Raw genomic sequence first — 17,754 nt, 5'->3', positions numbered from 1 at the left:
GTCTACGTTTCGCGATCCGTGAAGGTGGCCGTACAGTAGGTGCTGGTGTTGTTGCTAAGATCTTCGACTAATTCATAGCGAATTAGCGATGCTTTCGGAAAATCTTGAATTAGATTTGACGAACCAGTAGCAAAAAGGGCATCATTTGATGCCCTTTTTCTGCACTCAACATTATTTTTGCTGTTTTCTTGTTCAGAAGTGGGTTGGGCGCAGAGCAAGATTAAGCAAAGAGGCTTAATCTTAAGAAGAGTACGCTGATTTTTTCAGCGATATGGAGTTTGCCCTGCAACAGCGGGGTTGTTGTCGTCTATATTAAGACTTGTAACAGGTTGGTTTTATGAAAGCAAATAATGCTGAAACTCCTGATAGCTCAAACGCAGCAGATACGTTTAAGTGGGTAGCCGCTTTCGTATTGGCAGCTGCCGCTGTTGTGGGTAATTACCTGTATGGTGAAATGTCTGTAGTGGTTCGTGCTGCAGGCGTTGTTGTTCTTATTGCAGCTGCCTTAGGCGTTGCAGCAACAACGACTAAAGGTAAAGCAGCGATCAGTTTTGCAAAAGAATCTCGTATGGAAGTACGTAAAGTTGTTTGGCCTACTCGCCAAGAAACCATGCAAACAACACTGATCGTTTTAGCTGTAAGTATTGTAATGGCTCTAGTGCTATGGGGTATTGACGGAATTATGGTTCGTCTAGTAGCTCTAGCAACTGGGGTATAGAGGGTTTTTATTCATGAGTGAAGCTCCAAAAAAACGCTGGTATGTGGTTCAAGCCTTCTCTGGATTTGAAGGTCGTGTAGCTCAATCTCTGCGCGAGCATATCAAAATGCACGGCATGGAAGAGCTATTCGGTGAAGTACTGGTTCCTACTGAAGAAGTAGTGGAAATGCGCGCGGGTCAGCGTCGCAAATCTGAGCGTAAGTTCTTCCCAGGTTACGTCCTTGTTCAGATGATTATGAACGATGAATCATGGCACCTAGTACGCAGTGTGCCGCGTGTCATGGGCTTCATTGGTGGTACCTCAGACCGTCCGGCACCTATCACGGATAAAGAGGCTGACGCGATTCTTAATCGTCTTGAGAAAGCGAGTGAAGCGCCTCGTCCGCGTACAATGTACGAAGCGGGTGAAGTGGTACGTGTTAACGAAGGTCCATTTGCTGACTTCAACGGTACTGTTGAAGAAGTGGATTACGAGAAGAGCCGCCTGAAAGTGTCTGTATCGATCTTTGGTCGTGCGACACCAGTTGAGCTTGAATTTGGTCAGGTTGAAAAGCTGGACTAAGACTCTTCGTTAAAGAGTATAAAAAATCACCTTTTTAGGGTTGTATAAGGCGCGGATTATGACTATAATTTCGCGCCTTTTTACTTCAAGTGAAGTAAAAAGTTTCTTACACAAACGGGGAGCTGATCCGCGATTAGCGTTTGTACCCAAACTTAGGAATTATCATGGCTAAGAAAGTTGAAGCTTACATCAAGCTACAAGTTGCTGCTGGTATGGCTAACCCTAGTCCACCAGTAGGTCCTGCACTAGGTCAACACGGTGTGAACATCATGGAATTCTGTAAAGCGTTCAACGCAAAAACAGAATCTATTGAGAAAGGTCTACCAACTCCAGTAGTTATCACAGTATACAGCGACCGTTCTTTCACGTTCGTAACTAAGACTCCACCTGCTGCTGTTCTTCTTAAGAAAGCTGCTGGCGTTAAGTCTGGTTCAGGTCGTCCAAACACTGAAAAAGTTGGTACTGTAACTGACGCTCAAATCCAAGAAATCGCAGAAACTAAAGCTGCTGATATGACTGGTGCTGACATCGAAGCGATGAAGCGTTCTATCGCTGGTACTGCTCGTTCAATGGGCCTAGTGGTAGAGGGTTAATAAGATGGCAAAACTAACTAAGCGCATGCGCGTAATCCGCGAAAAAGTTGACGTAACTAAAGAATACGAAATCAACGAAGCTGTTGCTCTTCTTCAAGAACTAGCGACTGCTAAATTCGTTGAGTCTGTAGACGTTGCTGTTAACCTTGGCATTGATGCTCGTAAATCTGACCAGAACGTACGTGGTGCAACTGTACTACCTCACGGTACTGGCCGCGAAATCCGCGTTGCAGTGTTCACTCAAGGTGCTAACGCTGAAGCAGCTAAAGAAGCTGGCGCAGACATCGTAGGTATGGAAGATCTTGCTGAGCAAGTTAAGAAAGGCGAAATGAACTTTGACGTAGTTGTTGCTTCTCCAGATGCAATGCGCGTTGTAGGTCAACTAGGTACTATCCTAGGTCCTCGCGGTCTTATGCCAAACCCTAAAGTTGGTACTGTAACTCCTAACGTTGCTGAAGCAGTTAAAAACGCTAAAGCTGGTCAGGTTCGTTACCGTAACGACAAAAACGGCATCATCCACACTACTATCGGTAAAGCAAACTTCTCTGCTGAGCAGATCAAAGAGAACCTAGAAGCACTTCTAGTTGCTCTGAAGAAAGCTAAGCCATCTTCAGCGAAAGGTACTTTCCTGAAGAAAGTAAGCATCTCTACTACTATGGGTGCTGGTGTTGCTGTTGATCAGGCTAGCCTGAACACTCAAGCATAATTTATTTGCTTAGGCGCAAAATTAGTGTATAATTTTGCGCCTAATATTTGTGGTTGGGGCTGAACTTTGGTTCTTTGAACTGTCTCCTAGTTCGAAATGAATTAAGACCCAGTCTCCGTCCAAGACCGTAGGTGTTTGTGTAAAAGCAAACTTAATTATCCTACGTAGATGGTGCCCGAACTGACAGAAAGCTCTATGTAATATAGTTAACTTTCTTCTGGGGAAGCACCTCAATAGCTCTCACTGTCGTGATGATAGTGAGTGGTGTAACGACAACCAGGAGTAAATCCAAGATGGCTTTAAACCTTCAAGACAAAAAAGCAATTGTTGCTGAAGTCAACGAAGCTGCCAGTGGTGCACTTTCTGCAGTTGTAGCTGATTCTCGTGGCGTTCAAGTTGGCGCGATGACTTCTCTACGTAAACAAGCTCGTGAAGCTGGCGTTTACATGAGAGTTGTTCGTAACACTCTTGCTCGTCGTGCGGTTGAAGGTACTGAGTACGAGTGTCTAACTGACACTTTCACTGGTCCTACTCTAATCGCATTCTCTAATGAGCACCCAGGTGCTGCAGCGCGTCTTTTCAAAGACTTCGCTAAAGAGAACAAAGATTTCGAGATCAAAGCTGCTGCATTTGAAGGCGCTTTAACTGACGCTGAAGTACTAGCAACACTACCAACTTACGACGAAGCAATTGCACGCCTAATGATGTGCATGAAAGAAGCTTCGGCTGGCAAGCTGGCGCGTACTATCGCAGCTATCCGCGATCAAAAACAAGAAGCAGCGGCATAAGCCTTGCTTTTTACTGGTTGCTTAATAAACTTATTGTTGACTTAAAAGAGAATTGTTATGTCTATTACTAACGAGCAAATCCTAGACGCAGTTGCAGAAATGTCTGTAATGCAAGTTGTTGAACTAATCGAAGCAATGGAAGAGAAATTCGGTGTTTCTGCTGCTGCTGCTGTTGTAGCTGGCGGCGCTGCTGCAGGCGAAGCTGCTGCTGAGCAAACTGAATTCGACGTAATCCTAGAAGCTGCTGGCGGTAACAAAGTTGCTGTAATCAAAGCAGTACGTGGCGCAACTGGCCTAGGTCTTAAAGAAGCTAAAGCTCTAGTAGACGGCGCTCCAGCACCTCTTAAAGAAGGTGTTGAGAAAGCAGAAGCTGAAGCTCTTAAAGCTCAGCTAGAAGAAGCTGGTGCAACTGTTGCTGTTAAGTAATTATTGCATAGTTTCTTAGCCTAACGGCTAATTGGCTGGTGGTTTTTTAACCACCGGCCTTTTTGCGCTGTAGGGTATAGGCGAATTTTCCCGCTGTTTAAGCGCCTGATATCCATGCAAAAAACATTTCATTCTTACGAAATGAAATGTCACTACAGTAAACAGCTATATTAGTCACTGTCCCTTACCCCCTTAAGTAACTAGGAGCGGGCGGACAGTTTGGGTCACTTATCAGCGAGCTGAGGAACCCCATGGTTTACTCTTATACCGAGAAAAAGCGCATCCGTAAGGACTTTGGTACTCGTCCACAAGTTTTGGACATTCCATACCTGCTATCGATCCAGCTCGATTCGTTCGACAAATTTATCGAACAGGATCCTGAAGGTCAATACGGTCTTGAAGCCGCTTTCCGTTCTGTATTCCCGATTCAGAGCTACAACGGCAATTCTGAGCTGCAATACGTTAGCTACCGTCTTGGTGAGCCAGTTTTTGACGTTAAAGAATGTCAAATCCGCGGTGTAACTTACTCAAAGCCACTACGTGTAAAACTACGCCTAGTTATCTTTGATAAAGACGCGCCAGCAGGTACTGTAAAAGACATTAAAGAACAAGAAGTCTACATGGGTGAAATTCCACTCATGACAGACAATGGTACCTTCGTAATCAACGGTACCGAGAGGGTTATCGTATCCCAGCTGCACCGAAGCCCAGGCGTGTTCTTCGACAGCGATAAGGGTAAGACCCACTCTTCAGGTAAAGTTTTATACAACGCACGTGTTATTCCTTACCGTGGTTCATGGCTTGATTTCGAGTTTGATCCTAAGGATAACTTGTACGTTCGTATCGACCGCCGTCGTAAGCTACCAGCATCGATCATCCTTCGTGCACTAGGTAAGTCGACAGAAGAAATCCTAGATATCTTCTTCGAGAAAGTGAACTTCGAAGTGAAAGACCAAACTCTATTGATGGAGTTGGTTCCTGATCGTCTACGTGGTGAAACTGCGTCATTCGACATCGAAGCAAATGGTAAAGTTTACGTTGAGCAAGGTCGTCGCGTAACAGCTCGTCATATCCGCCAACTAGAAAAAGATGGTGTTGATCACATCGAAGTACCAGTTGAGTACATCGTAGGTAAAGTTGCATCAAAAGATTACATCAATGAAGCAACAGGCGAGATCATTGTTAACGCTAACCAGGAAATCAGCCTGGAAGCACTAGCGAACCTATCTCAGGCTGGCCACAAAGCGCTAGAAGTTCTATTCACGAACGATCTAGACCACGGTCCATTCATGTCAGAAACACTACGTATCGACAGCACGGTTGATCGTATTTCTGCATTGGTAGAAATCTACCGCATGATGCGCCCTGGTGAGCCGCCAACAAAAGAAGCTGCAGAAGCTCTATTCGAAAGCCTATTCTTCTCTGAAGAGCGTTACGATCTATCGACTGTTGGTCGTATGAAGTTCAACAGCTCTATCGGCCGTGAAGATGCTCAAGAGCAAGGCACACTTGATGAAACTGATATCATCGAAGTGATGAAGAAGCTGATCGCGATCCGTAACGGTAAGGGCGAAGTGGACGATATCGACCACCTAGGCAACCGTCGTATCCGTTCTGTAGGCGAAATGGCTGAGAACCAGTTCCGTGTAGGTCTAGTACGTGTTGAGCGTGCAGTTAAAGAGCGTCTAAGCCTAGGCGATCTTGACGCAATCATGCCTCAAGACTTGATCAACGCGAAGCCAATTTCTGCGGCAGTTAAAGAATTCTTTGGCTCTTCACAGCTTTCACAGTTCATGGACCAAAACAACCCGCTATCAGAAGTAACGCACAAGCGTCGTATTTCTGCATTGGGTCCTGGCGGTCTAACTCGTGAACGTGCTGGCTTCGAAGTACGTGACGTACACGTAACTCACTACGGTCGTCTATGTCCTATCGAAACGCCTGAAGGTCCAAACATCGGTCTGATCAACTCTCTATCTGCGTTTGCGCGTTGTAACGAGTACGGTTTCCTAGAGACACCATACCGTCGCGTTGTAGATGGCGTAGTAACAGACGAAGTAGATTACCTATCTGCAATCGAAGAAGGCCAATTCGTTATCGCACAGGCGAACGCTAAGCTAAACGAAGATGGTACTTTTGCAGATGAGCTGATCACAGCTCGTCAGAAAGGTGAATCTGGTCTACACCCTCGTGAGCACGCTCAGTACATGGACGTTGCGACAAACCAGGTTGTATCTATCGCTGCATCGCTTATCCCGTTCCTAGAACACGATGATGCGAACCGTGCATTGATGGGTGCGAACATGCAACGTCAGGCAGTTCCAACACTGAAAGCTGACAAACCGCTTGTTGGTACTGGTATTGAACGTAACGTAGCAGTTGACTCAGGTGTAACTGCAGTTGCTAAACGTGGTGGTGTAATCCAGTCAGTAGATGCTTCTCGTATCGTTGTTAAAGTTAACGAAGAAGAGCTAGTACCAGGTGAAGCTGGTATCGACATCTACAACCTGACTAAATACACACGTTCTAACCAGAACACATGTATTAACCAGCGCCCATGTGTGATGCCAGGTGAGCCTGTATCACGCGGTGACGTTCTTGCTGATGGTCCTTCAACAGACCTTGGTGAACTAGCGCTTGGTCAAAACATGCGTATCGCGTTCATGCCTTGGAACGGTTACAACTTCGAAGACTCGATCTTAGTATCTGAGCGCGTAGTTCAAGAAGACCGTTTCACGACTATCCACATCCAAGAACTGACTTGTGTGGCGCGTGATACTAAGCTTGGTTCTGAAGAGATCACAGCGGATATTCCAAACGTAGGTGAGTCTGCTCTGTCTAAACTAGACGAGTCGGGTATCGTTTACATCGGTGCTGAAGTTAAGGGTGGCGACATCCTAGTTGGTAAAGTTACACCTAAAGGTGAAACTCAGCTAACGCCTGAAGAGAAGCTACTACGTGCAATCTTCGGTGAAAAAGCATCTGACGTTAAAGATACTTCACTACGTGTACCTAACTCTGTATCAGGTACGATCATCGACGTTCAAGTCTTTACTCGCGATGGCGTAGAGAAAGACAAGCGTGCGCTTGAAATCGAACAGATGCAGCTTAAAGAAGCGAAGAAAGACCTAACTGAAGAATTCCAGATTCTTGAGGGCGGCCTTCTAAACCGTGTTAAAGCTGTATTGATTGAAGGCGGTTACTCTGAAGCGAAACTAGACACAACTGATCGTAAGAAGTGGCTAGAACTAACGCTAGAAGATGACGCACTACAAACTCAGCTTGAGCAACTTGCTGAGCAGTGGGATGAGCTAAAAGCCGACTTTGATAAGAAGTTCGAAACTAAGCGTCGTAAGATCACTCAAGGTGATGATTTAGCACCTGGTGTACTGAAGATCGTTAAGGTTTACCTAGCGGTTAAACGTCGCATTCAGCCTGGTGATAAGATGGCGGGTCGTCACGGTAACAAGGGTGTAATCTCTAAGATCAACCCTGTTGAAGACATGCCATACGATGAGAAAGGTCAGCCTGTAGACATCGTACTTAACCCACTGGGTGTACCTTCGCGTATGAACATCGGTCAGATCCTAGAAGTACACTTAGGTCTGGCAGCGAAAGGTATCGGTGACAAGATCAACCAGATGGTTAAAGAGCAGCAAGAACTAGCGAAATTCCGCGAGTTCCTACAAAAAGTTTACGATCTAGGCGACACTCGCCAGAAAGTAGACATTGCTTCTCTATCTGATGATGAAGTACGTACTCTGATCAAGAACTTGCGTGGCGGTCTACCAATCGCGACTCCTGTATTTGATGGCGCTCCAGAAGAGTCAATCAAAGCACTTCTTGAGCTAGCAGATCTACCAACATCAGGTCAGTTAACACTGTTTGATGGTCGCACAGGTGATGCGTTTGAGCGTCCTGTAACTGTTGGTTACATGTACATGCTGAAACTGAACCACCTTGTTGATGACAAGATGCACGCTCGTTCAACTGGTTCGTACAGCCTAGTAACTCAGCAACCACTAGGTGGTAAAGCTCAGTTCGGTGGTCAGCGTTTCGGTGAGATGGAAGTATGGGCACTAGAAGCATACGGTGCTGCTTACACGCTACAAGAAATGCTAACGGTTAAGTCGGATGACGTTAACGGCCGTACTAAGATGTACAAGAACATCGTAGACGGTAACCACAGCATGGAACCTGGCATGCCAGAATCGTTCAACGTACTGTTGAAAGAGATCCGCTCGCTAGGTATCAACATCGAGCTAGAAGACGAAGAGTAATCCTTTTCTCTCTTGATGAAAGTCGAGAGAATCAAAGCGATTATTTGGAAGAAGGTGCTCACTTTAGCGAGTGAGCTCCTTTTAACTCCTTACAGGAGCTGATTGTGAAAGACTTATTAAACTTTCTAAAAGCACAGCATAAGACCGAAGAATTTGATGCAATCAAAATCGGTCTATCTTCACCAGACATGATCCGTTCATGGTCTTTCGGTGAAGTTAAAAAACCTGAAACGATCAACTATCGTACGTTCAAACCTGAACGCGATGGTCTGTTCTGTGCGCGTATCTTTGGTCCAGTTAAAGACTACGAATGTCTTTGTGGTAAGTACAAGCGCCTGAAGCACCGTGGTGTTATCTGTGAGAAGTGTGGTGTAGAAGTTACACAAACTAAAGTTCGTCGTGACCGTATGGGCCACATTGAACTGGCTTCACCAGTAGCTCACATCTGGTTCCTAAAATCGCTACCGTCTCGTATCGGTCTACTAATGGATATCCCTCTACGTGATATCGAACGCGTTCTGTACTTCGAAATGTACGTAGTAACAGAGCCTGGTATGACTGATCTAGAAAAAGGTCAGATGCTTACTGAAGAAGAGTATCTAGATCGTCTAGAAGAGTGGGGCGACGAGTTCACTGCTAAGATGGGTGCGGAAGCTATCAAGGACCTACTAGGTTCTATGGATATGCACGCTGAAGCAGAACAAATGCGTGAAGAGTTAGAGACAACAAACTCTGAAACTAAGCGTAAGAAAGTAACTAAGCGTCTTAAGCTGGTAGAAGCGTTCATCGCATCGGGTAACAACCCTGAGTGGATGATCCTAACTGTACTTCCAGTACTTCCGCCAGATCTACGTCCTCTAGTACCTCTAGATGGCGGCCGCTTTGCGACTTCTGATCTTAACGATCTATACCGTCGTGTGATCAACCGTAACAACCGTTTGAAGCGTCTTCTAGAGCTAGCGGCTCCGGACATCATCGTACGTAACGAAAAACGTATGCTGCAAGAGTCTGTTGATGCGCTACTAGATAACGGTCGTCGTGGTCGTGCGATCACAGGTTCTAACAAGCGTCCTCTGAAATCTCTTGCTGATATGATCAAGGGTAAACAAGGTCGTTTCCGTCAGAACCTTCTAGGTAAACGTGTAGACTACTCTGGCCGTTCTGTAATCACAGTAGGTCCATACCTGCGTCTACACCAGTGTGGTCTTCCTAAGAAGATGGCACTTGAGCTATTCAAACCATTCATCTACAGCAAGCTAGAGACTCGTGGTCTTGCGACTACAATCAAAGCTGCTAAGAAAATGGTAGAGCGTGAAGAAGCGGTCGTTTGGGATATCCTAGACGAAGTAATCCGTGAACACCCAGTACTATTGAACCGTGCACCGACACTTCACCGTCTAGGTATCCAGGCGTTCGAACCAGTACTGATCGAAGGTAAAGCGATTCAGCTACACCCACTTGTTTGTGCGGCGTACAACGCGGACTTCGATGGTGACCAAATGGCGGTTCACGTACCTCTAACTCTAGAGGCACAACTTGAAGCTCGTACTCTGATGATGTCGACAAACAACATTCTGTCGCCAGCGTCAGGTGATCCGATCATCGTACCTTCTCAGGACGTTGTATTGGGTCTGTACTACATGACTCGTGAAAAGATCAACGTGAAAGGTGAAGGCATGTACCTTTCTGGCCCAGAAGAGGCTGAGAAAGCATACCGCACTAAACAAGCTGAGCTTCACGCACGCGTTAAAGTACGAATTACAGAAACTGTTGTAGACGAAGACGGCAACAGCACTACAGAAACCAAGATGGTAGACACCACTGTTGGTCGTGCAATGCTATGGCAAATCGTGCCAGCTGGTCTACCGTACAGCATCGTTAACCAAAAGCTAGGTAAGAAGCAAATCTCTAACCTACTTAACGAGGCGTACCGTAAACTAGGTCTGAAAGACACAGTAATCTTCGCTGACCAAATCATGTACACAGGTTTCGCATACGCGGCACTTTCTGGTGTATCTGTTGGTATCGACGATATGGTTGTACCAGCAGCTAAGTACACTGAAATCGCAGAAGCGGAAGAAGAAGTACGTGAAATCCAGGAACAGTACCAATCAGGTCTTGTTACTGCGGGCGAACGCTACAACAAAGTTATCGATATCTGGGCATCGACCAACGACCGTGTTGCGAAAGCAATGATGGAAAACCTTTCATCTGAAACGGTAGTTAACCGTGACGGTGAAGAGGAACAGCAAGAGTCATTCAACAGCATCTATATGATGGCGGACTCGGGCGCTCGTGGTTCTGCAGCACAGATTCGTCAGCTTGCGGGTATGCGTGGTCTGATGGCGCGTCCAGATGGTTCAATCATCGAAACGCCGATCACAGCGAACTTTAAAGAAGGTCTAAACGTACTTCAGTACTTTATCTCAACGCACGGTGCTCGTAAGGGTCTTGCGGATACGGCACTGAAAACAGCGAACTCGGGTTACCTAACTCGTCGTCTAGTAGACGTTGCTCAAGACGTTGTTGTAACTGAACATGACTGTGGCACTCACGAAGGTGTCGACATGATGCCTCACATCGAGGGTGGTGATGTTAAAGTTGCACTTTCTGAGCTTGCTCTTGGTCGTGTTGTTGCTGAAGACGTACTAAAACCTGGCACTGAAGACGTTCTTATTCCACGTAACACCCTGATCGATGAGAAGTGGTGTCAAATCATGGAAGAGAACTCAGTAGACAGCATGAAAGTGCGCTCTGTAGTAACGTGTGATTCTGACTTCGGTTGTTGTGCACAATGTTACGGTCGTGACCTAGCACGTGGTCACCTAGTGAACCAAGGTGAAGCAGTGGGTGTTATTGCTGCTCAGTCTATCGGTGAGCCAGGTACACAGCTAACGATGCGTACGTTCCACATCGGTGGTGCGGCATCGACAGCAGCGGCAGAGAACAGTGTTCAAGTTAAGAACAACGGTTCTATCAAGCTACACAACGCTAAATCTGTATTGGCTGATGACGGTAAGATCGTTATCACTTCTCGTGCGACAGAGTTAACTATCGTTGATGAGTTTGGTCGTACTAAAGAGAAGCACAAACTGCCTTACGGTACGCTACTAAGCAAAGGCGATGGTGATACAGTTCAAGCTGGCGAAACAGTTGCAAACTGGGAAGCGCACACACTACCTATCATTACTGAGGTAGCAGGTCGCATCCAGTTCGTAGATATGATCGACGGCGTAACAGTATCTCGTCAAACGGATGACTTAACTGGTCTATCTTCAAGCGAAGTAACTGACCCAGCAGCTCGCCCTTCAGCAGGTAAAGATATGCGTCCAGCTATCAAACTTGTTGACGAGCAAGGTAACGATGTAATGATCCCTGGTACTGATATGCCAGCTCACTACTTCCTACCTGGTAAAGCGATTGTGAACATCGAAGATGGCGCAGCAGTAGGTGTTGGTGCAACACTAGCACGTATTCCTCAGAAGTCTGGCGGTAACAAAGATATCACCGGTGGTCTTCCACGAGTTGCTGACCTATTTGAAGCACGTAAGCCGAAAGAGCCTGCAATCCTTGCTGAGCACACAGGTACTGTGAGCTTTGGTAAAGAGACGAAAGGTAAACGTCGCCTAGTGATCACACGTGAAAGCGGTGAAGCTTACGAAGAGATGATTCCTAAGCATCGTCAGTTGAACGTATTCGAAGGTGAAAAAGTTGAACGTGGTGACGTGATCGCAGATGGTCCAGAGTCTCCACATGACATCCTACGTCTACGTGGCGTACACGCGGTAACGCAGTACATTGCTAACGAAGTACAGGAAGTTTACCGTCTACAAGGCGTTAAGATTAACGATAAGCACATTGAAACTATCGTTCGTCAGATGCTACGTAAGTGTACTATTACTCACTCTGGTGACTCTGAGTTCCTACCTGGTGAGCAGATTGAATACTCACAAGTTAAGATTGCTAACCGTAACCTAGAAGCTGAAGGCAAAGAGCCTGCACGTTTCGAACGTGAACTACTAGGTATTACTAAAGCATCTCTAGCGACTGAGTCGTTCATCTCTGCGGCATCGTTCCAGGAGACAACTCGCGTACTAACAGAAGCTGCGGTTTCTGGTAAGCGTGATGACCTACGTGGTCTGAAAGAGAACGTAATTGTTGGTCGTCTGATCCCAGCTGGTACTGGTTTCGCATACCACCAAGAGCGTCAAGCTAAACGTTCTGAAGCGCAAGATGGTCCTTCTGCTGAGCAAGCAACGGATAACCTAGCGGCACTTCTAAACGCTGGTTTCTCTTCTGAAGAGTAAGTCATATAACGAGTAATCGTTAAAAGCTTAAGAAAAAGGCACCTTCGGGTGCCTTTTTAGTTTTTTATACTGCTTTGTTCTTCCGGTGGGATTTTCGATAAAGCTAGAAACAAAAAAGACCGACGATGATCGTCAGTCTTTTCTCTCACTCTATTTCTGAATGTTTGCAAATACTAAGCTCCAGGTGGCATAGACAGGCTTTCTGCGATTTGCTGTATCAGATAGTCCTCGACTTCAAAGCGAGTCTCAAGAATTTCCCCAATGATACACATATCAGAATCGAAATCATTTAATTCATCATCTTCAGTCACTTCTGAGTACTTATCGTTAAAGTTCAATAATGGTTCAGTCGTTAGAACAATTTGACCATAGGTTTGATTGATCTCATTAGTTACGACAAAGCCGGTTGCTTTCCAACGGTCCATAACCATGTCATAAATTTTAAAGTGGCCTTCGGAGATGTAATCAACGAGGTGCTGACAGAAATCCTGCAGTTCGGAAGGAGATGGGAGTTCAATAACATTGGTTTTCGAACAAGGTTGCAGCGCTGCAAGCTTACAATATTCAACAATCAGGGATTGTCGTGTCTCTAACCAGTGATCAATGACATCACTTGAGCCACCCCACTGGTCTTGTGTTTGTTTGAATTTTCTTAGCATGACCATGCCCTCATGATCTGATCGCCCATCGGCGAACGTATCCTTTGCAAAGCAAAGTTAGTAAAGTTATTACAAACTCTTGTCCTTACTAGAATTTAGAGTGCACATTTACTTAACGATAAACTCTAGTATGAAATTAGATTGCCAGTAAAATGAACGAACTTCAAGCAAAGGGATGGTGTAATGTTAAGAAAAGGTGATGTTAACCGCGCGATAAATGCATACTGGTGTGTTGTTGCAGGAAGTGAAATTTGGCTGGTGGATGGTGCTGTGCCCTTCGGGTCTGCAGAGCAGTTATCACTGCCAGTAACGAGTGCAAGACCCATTGGTGAGTATTCTGGTTCGCCCGTCATGTGGCTTAACTTGGCCGATTTAGAGCATGATCTACCTTTAGTATCCCTGCGTGACTGCCTGCATTTTCCTGAGCCATTATTTATGTTGTTAAGTAAAGCTGTGCAATATGGGCACATGACGCAAAGTTTGCGCTTTTGTCCACAGTGCGGAGGAAGAAACTTTCTTAATAATAACCAGTTAGCCATGCAGTGTGGTGAATGTCGCACCCTTCATTATCCTAGAATATTTCCGTGTATTATCGTTGCTGTACGTAAAGAAAATCAGATCTTATTAGCCCAACATCCAAGGCATCGAAATGGTATGTATACGGTTATTGCGGGTTTTCTAGAAGTCGGTGAGACATTAGAAGAGTGCGTGGCTCGAGAAATTCATGAAGAAACGGGAATTCTCGTTAAAAATATTCGTTACTTTGGCAGCCAGCCTTGGGCTTTCCCATCCAGTATGATGATGGGGTTTTTAGCTGATTATGAATCCGGAGAGTTAAGCCCAGACTACACTGAGCTGTCTGATGCACAATGGTTTGGTATCGACGAGATGCCGCCTGTTGCGCCTAAAGGAACGATTGCAAGAGCACTTATCGAACAAACGCTGAAAGATATAGACTCTAATTGTCTGATAAATAGATAAAAAAAACCCTCCGAGAGGGAGGGGGTAAGTAAGATGTCGTTATGAGATGCTGAGTACTAAGTACTCAGTTTATAATTGTAGTTTTCGCTAGCGAACAAATTTTTAACACTGATACCGATTGGGTGCAAATTAAGCATTGATTTAAAAGTTAATAACTTGATCCAGGTTGCAAAGCACACAGCTATTGGACTTAAATCAGTGATAGAATACCCCCTTTCACAGAAAGCCTAACAGTTGGAATTACGGAATGACTGAATTAAAAAATGATCGTTATCTGCGTGCGCTTTTAAAAGAGCCGGTAGATTACACGCCAGTATGGATGATGCGCCAGGCAGGTCGTTACCTACCAGAATACAAAGCGACTCGTGCAGAAGCGGGTGATTTCATGTCTTTGTGTCGAAATGCAGAATTAGCATCCGAAGTGACACTTCAACCATTACGCCGTTTTCCTCTTGATGCCGCGATCTTATTCTCGGACATCTTAACGATTCCAGATGCAATGGGGCTTGGTTTGCGTTTTGCTGCGGGTGAAGGACCTGTTTTTGATAACCCAATTACATGCAAAGCCGACGTGGAAAAAATTGGTTTGCCAGATCCTGAAGGTGAACTGCAATACGTAATGAACGCAGTACGCCAGATCCGTAAAGACCTGAAGGGTGAAGTGCCGCTGATTGGTTTTTCTGGTAGCCCTTGGACTCTTGCGACGTACATGATCGAAGGTGGTAGCTCTAAAGCGTTTACCAAGATCAAGAAGATGATGTACGCGGAACCACAAACTCTGCACCTACTTCTAGATAAGCTGGCAGACAGCGTTATCGAGTACTTAAACGCGCAAATTAAAGCGGGTGCGCAATCGGTAATGGTATTTGACACATGGGGTGGCGTACTAACGCCTCGTGATTACAATCTGTTCTCACTGCAATACATGCACAAGATTGTAGATGGTCTGATTCGTGAAAACGACGGTCGTCGCGTGCCAGTCACACTGTTTACTAAGAATGGCGGCATGTGGCTTGAGCAAATCGCAGCAACAGGCTGTGATGCGGTTGGTCTAGACTGGACAATCAACATTGCAGACGCGAAAGCACGTATCGGTGATAAAGTAGCTCTGCAAGGTAACATGGACCCATCAATGCTTTACGCTTCACCAGAGCGTATCTGTGAAGAAGTCGCGGGTATTCTAGAAGGTTTTGGTGATGCAGGTACTGGTCATGTGTTCAACCTAGGTCACGGTATCCATTTGGATGTGCCGCCAGAAAACGCGGGCGTATTTGTGGAAGCGGTACACGAGCTATCTAAGCCATACCACAAGTAAGTTAGATCTTTTGAAATCAAATGCCGGCATTCAGTGCCGGTATTTTTTTGCCTAAAATTCATTTTTTCTATCTGAGACTCAAGGCTGTACAGCTCTAGTAGTATTTGGCCTACTATGATCTAATTACTACTCTAGCTGTACATTAGACATTAAAATTTAATATAAACAAATACTTATAATTTCTGGTTTTATGTTCTAATTTTCTTGTACAGATAAACAAGCAATTAGATCATGGGTAACCTAAAGCATCGAGTGAACGCGTTTTTTAAGGTATGGTACGACGTCAGATTCAAACCAAGGATTCTTCTTTAACCACAATGTATTGCGTGGAGATGGGTGAGGGAGCGGGATAAAGTCCGGTTCCCAATCTTGCCATTGCTGAACGGTTTGCGTGAGCGTCTTTGGTTTGTTGGTGAGATAGTACTGCTGCGAGTACTGACCAATTAGTAGAGTGAGCTCTATATTGGGCAGCTGCTCAAGAATCTTTTTATGCCAAGTGGGCGCACATTCTTTACGAGGCGGTAAATCACCAGAGTTCCCTTTGCCTGGATAACAGAATCCCATTGGGACAATGGCAATTTTATTTGGGTCGTAGAAAACGTCTTTGTCGATATCGAGCCATTGGCGTAATCGATCACCACTTGGGTCATTCCAAGGTATCGAGGTTTTGTGTACACGTGTGCCAGGGGCCTGACCGATGATTAGGATGCGTGCCCCTTTTGCTGCTTGCACGACAGGGTTTGCACCCAAAGGTAAGTTATCCGCGCAGATCTGGCAGGCCCTCACTTGCTGCAATAGCTCGTCTAACGACATTCTTAGTAACCCTTTTCGAAATCCACTTGATAATTTAATGAAAACCCATCGCGCCAGCGTAGATAGTTGTCAGCAAAAATCTCGATGACTTGCTCGGGAAAACTCAGCGCAGCAATGTGTGGAGTGATGGTGACTTGCGGTAGTTTCCAAAATGGATGCTCTACCGACAACGGTTCTTGATCAAACACATCTAAGAAGGCGTGTTCTACCCAACGGTTTTTCAGAGCGAAGAGCAACCCTGCCTCATCCAGTACGTCGCCACGACCTACGTTAAACAATAACGCCTGATTTAGTTGGCTGAGCGTTTGACGATTAAGTAACTGTCGCGTCTCAGGTGTACTTGGTAGAGTATTCACAACGATGTCGGCTTGCTCAAATGCCTTACTTAGTTCATTGATATGAAAGGTCTGATGAAACTCGCCGCCTGGAGTAGGGATACCTGTGCGGTTAATACCGATAGTTTTTATCCCCATTGCTTTAGCGGCGTTGCCCAGATAGCCCCCAATGCTACCGGTACCAAGAATTACCATGGTTTTACTTTTTAATGACGTGTACAGGTGAGGCTGCCATTGTTTGTTTTGTTGCTGCTGGTGGTATCGGGCAAAGTGGCGGTAATGGGCAATACTGTAACCCAAAACATATTCAGCAATCAGTGGACCAAAGATGCCTCGAACGTTAGTTAGAGTATAGTCCTGACGAAGGCTAGGGGATGTTAAGGCGTTGACACCAGCAAACGTGGATTGCACCCATTCAAGCTGTGAAAACTCGTCTAAGCTTTGTGATAGTAAGGGTGGATCCGCTAGTACGATCTGAGCGGCTTCTGGTTGGTCGGTGAGGCAAAGATCGGGCAGATTTTTCTCTGCCAGTAACGTTTTGTAGGTGTCGCGATGCTCTGAGAGCAGGAAAATCTGATTTGAATGCGGCATTAACTTTTTTCCCTGTGATGAATCAAGTACACTTTCGCTGTTTTTTTCTTCAATGATTGAGTGACTATGCTTAAGAATCCTCTTCAGGTTCGTTTAGAAAAACTAGAACCTTGGCAACAAATTACCTTTATGGCGTGTCTGTGTGAACGCATGTATCCAAACTATGCGATGTTTTGTGAGAATACAGAATTTGCTGACCCGCGTGCTTACCGAGCGATTCTTGATAGTGTATGGGAAATTTTGACAGTTAAGAACGCGAAAATTAACTTCGAACGTCAATTGGAGAAGTTAGAAGAGTTGTTCCCAAGTGCGGATGAGTTCGATTTTTACGGCGTTTACCCAGCGATGGACGCGTGTCAGGGGTTGTCTACGTTACTGCATGGTCTATTGGACCGCGACTACCTTTTCGATTCAATGCTTAAAGTGAGTCAACAGTCGGTACAAACCGTTGCTGATCTAGAGCAAGCACAAGGCGCAGAGCCAATCACTAACGACAACCAGAAAGAAAACGAAGCCGTATGTGAAGAGTGGGACGTCCAGTGGGCTATCTTCCGTCCGCTGCGTGAAGCGGTAGAACGTGACATCAGCTTGATTAAAGATTTGCGTGAAGAGCTACGTGAAGAAGGTATGAGCAACATCGGTATTGCACTTTAATCGTTGAATAAATAGAAAAAGGCATC

The 17,754-nt window shown here is 45.5% G+C and carries 14 protein-coding genes and 1 pseudogene; 12 read left to right on the top strand and 3 right to left on the bottom strand.

All coding sequences use genetic code 11. The features are described from left to right. From R8O70_RS23590 to rpoC, 9 genes and pseudogenes are all read left to right on the top strand, one after another. Positions 1–71 (top strand): annotated as a pseudogene (locus R8O70_RS23590) (elongation factor Tu); the annotation flags it as partial. Between the two features lie 266 nt (positions 72–337). Further along, positions 338–718, top strand: a complete 381-nt coding sequence (gene secE / locus R8O70_RS23585) for a preprotein translocase subunit SecE (protein WP_005384680.1) — start codon at positions 338–340, stop codon at positions 716–718. A 13-nt stretch (positions 719–731) separates the two neighbouring features. After that, positions 732–1,280: a transcription termination/antitermination protein NusG gene (gene nusG / locus R8O70_RS23580; RefSeq protein WP_005384681.1), complete on the top strand. Its 549-nt coding sequence runs from the start codon at positions 732–734 to the stop codon at positions 1,278–1,280. A 164-nt stretch (positions 1,281–1,444) separates the two neighbouring features. Then, on the top strand, positions 1,445–1,873 hold the full coding sequence (gene rplK / locus R8O70_RS23575) for a 50S ribosomal protein L11 (protein WP_005384682.1): 429 nt from the start codon (positions 1,445–1,447) through the stop codon (positions 1,871–1,873). A 4-nt stretch (positions 1,874–1,877) separates the two neighbouring features. Next, entirely contained in the window at positions 1,878–2,579 is a 702-nt protein-coding gene (gene rplA, locus R8O70_RS23570; protein WP_005384683.1) for a 50S ribosomal protein L1, read from the top strand. Between the two features lie 293 nt (positions 2,580–2,872). Beyond that, positions 2,873–3,367 carry a 50S ribosomal protein L10 gene (rplJ, locus tag R8O70_RS23565; RefSeq protein WP_005382538.1) on the top strand — a complete coding sequence of 165 codons (495 nt, stop codon included), beginning with the start codon at positions 2,873–2,875 and terminating at the stop codon, positions 3,365–3,367. Positions 3,368–3,424: 57 nt separating this feature from the next. Further along, positions 3,425–3,793 carry a 50S ribosomal protein L7/L12 gene (gene rplL / locus R8O70_RS23560; protein WP_005382540.1) on the top strand — a complete coding sequence of 123 codons (369 nt, stop codon included), beginning with the start codon at positions 3,425–3,427 and terminating at the stop codon, positions 3,791–3,793. 251 nt (positions 3,794–4,044) lie between these two features. Further along, on the top strand, positions 4,045–8,073 hold the full coding sequence (rpoB, locus tag R8O70_RS23555) for a DNA-directed RNA polymerase subunit beta (protein WP_005384685.1): 4,029 nt from the start codon (positions 4,045–4,047) through the stop codon (positions 8,071–8,073). 104 nt (positions 8,074–8,177) lie between these two features. Beyond that, on the top strand, positions 8,178–12,380 hold the full coding sequence (rpoC, locus tag R8O70_RS23550; protein WP_005382514.1) for a DNA-directed RNA polymerase subunit beta': 4,203 nt from the start codon (positions 8,178–8,180) through the stop codon (positions 12,378–12,380). Positions 12,381–12,553: 173 nt separating this feature from the next. On the opposite strand, the gene R8O70_RS23545 is transcribed toward rpoC, so the two are convergent. Continuing rightward, positions 12,554–13,045 (bottom strand): Rsd/AlgQ family anti-sigma factor, encoded by a 492-nt coding sequence (locus R8O70_RS23545; protein ID WP_047102538.1) that lies wholly within the window; start codon positions 13,043–13,045, stop codon positions 12,554–12,556. 177 nt (positions 13,046–13,222) lie between these two features. On the opposite strand from R8O70_RS23545, the gene nudC reads away from it, so the two are divergent. Next, complete coding sequence (gene nudC, locus R8O70_RS23540; protein WP_005382516.1) at positions 13,223–14,020, top strand: NAD(+) diphosphatase; 798 nt, start codon at positions 13,223–13,225, stop codon at positions 14,018–14,020. A 247-nt stretch (positions 14,021–14,267) separates the two neighbouring features. After that, positions 14,268–15,335: a uroporphyrinogen decarboxylase gene (gene hemE, locus R8O70_RS23535; RefSeq protein ID WP_054730260.1), complete on the top strand. Its 1,068-nt coding sequence runs from the start codon at positions 14,268–14,270 to the stop codon at positions 15,333–15,335. Between the two features lie 240 nt (positions 15,336–15,575). Here hemE and R8O70_RS23530 read toward each other — a convergent pair whose 3' ends face one another. Beyond that, the gene (locus R8O70_RS23530) at positions 15,576–16,148 is read right to left on the bottom strand and encodes a uracil-DNA glycosylase family protein (RefSeq protein WP_005382518.1); all 573 of its coding nucleotides are present in this window, start codon (positions 16,146–16,148) and stop codon (positions 15,576–15,578) included. Positions 16,149–16,150: 2 nt separating this feature from the next. Then, positions 16,151–17,074, bottom strand: coding sequence for a D-2-hydroxyacid dehydrogenase (locus R8O70_RS23525; RefSeq protein WP_005384694.1), 924 nt, complete (start codon positions 17,072–17,074; stop codon positions 16,151–16,153). A gap of 66 nt (positions 17,075–17,140) precedes the next feature. Here R8O70_RS23525 and R8O70_RS23520 point away from each other — a divergent pair, with 66 nt between their 5' ends. Beyond that, the gene (locus R8O70_RS23520) at positions 17,141–17,728 is read left to right on the top strand and encodes a YjaG family protein (RefSeq protein WP_158156995.1); all 588 of its coding nucleotides are present in this window, start codon (positions 17,141–17,143) and stop codon (positions 17,726–17,728) included. Positions 17,729–17,754 lie beyond the last annotated feature (26 nt).

Origin of the sequence: Vibrio sp. 779(2023), from assembly GCF_033344285.1 — a bacterium.
GTDB classification, from domain to species: Bacteria; Pseudomonadota; Gammaproteobacteria; order Enterobacterales; family Vibrionaceae; genus Vibrio; species Vibrio alginolyticus.
The sequence above is the reverse complement of the archived record's forward strand: the minus strand, read 5'-3'. Positions and strand labels throughout refer to the sequence as shown.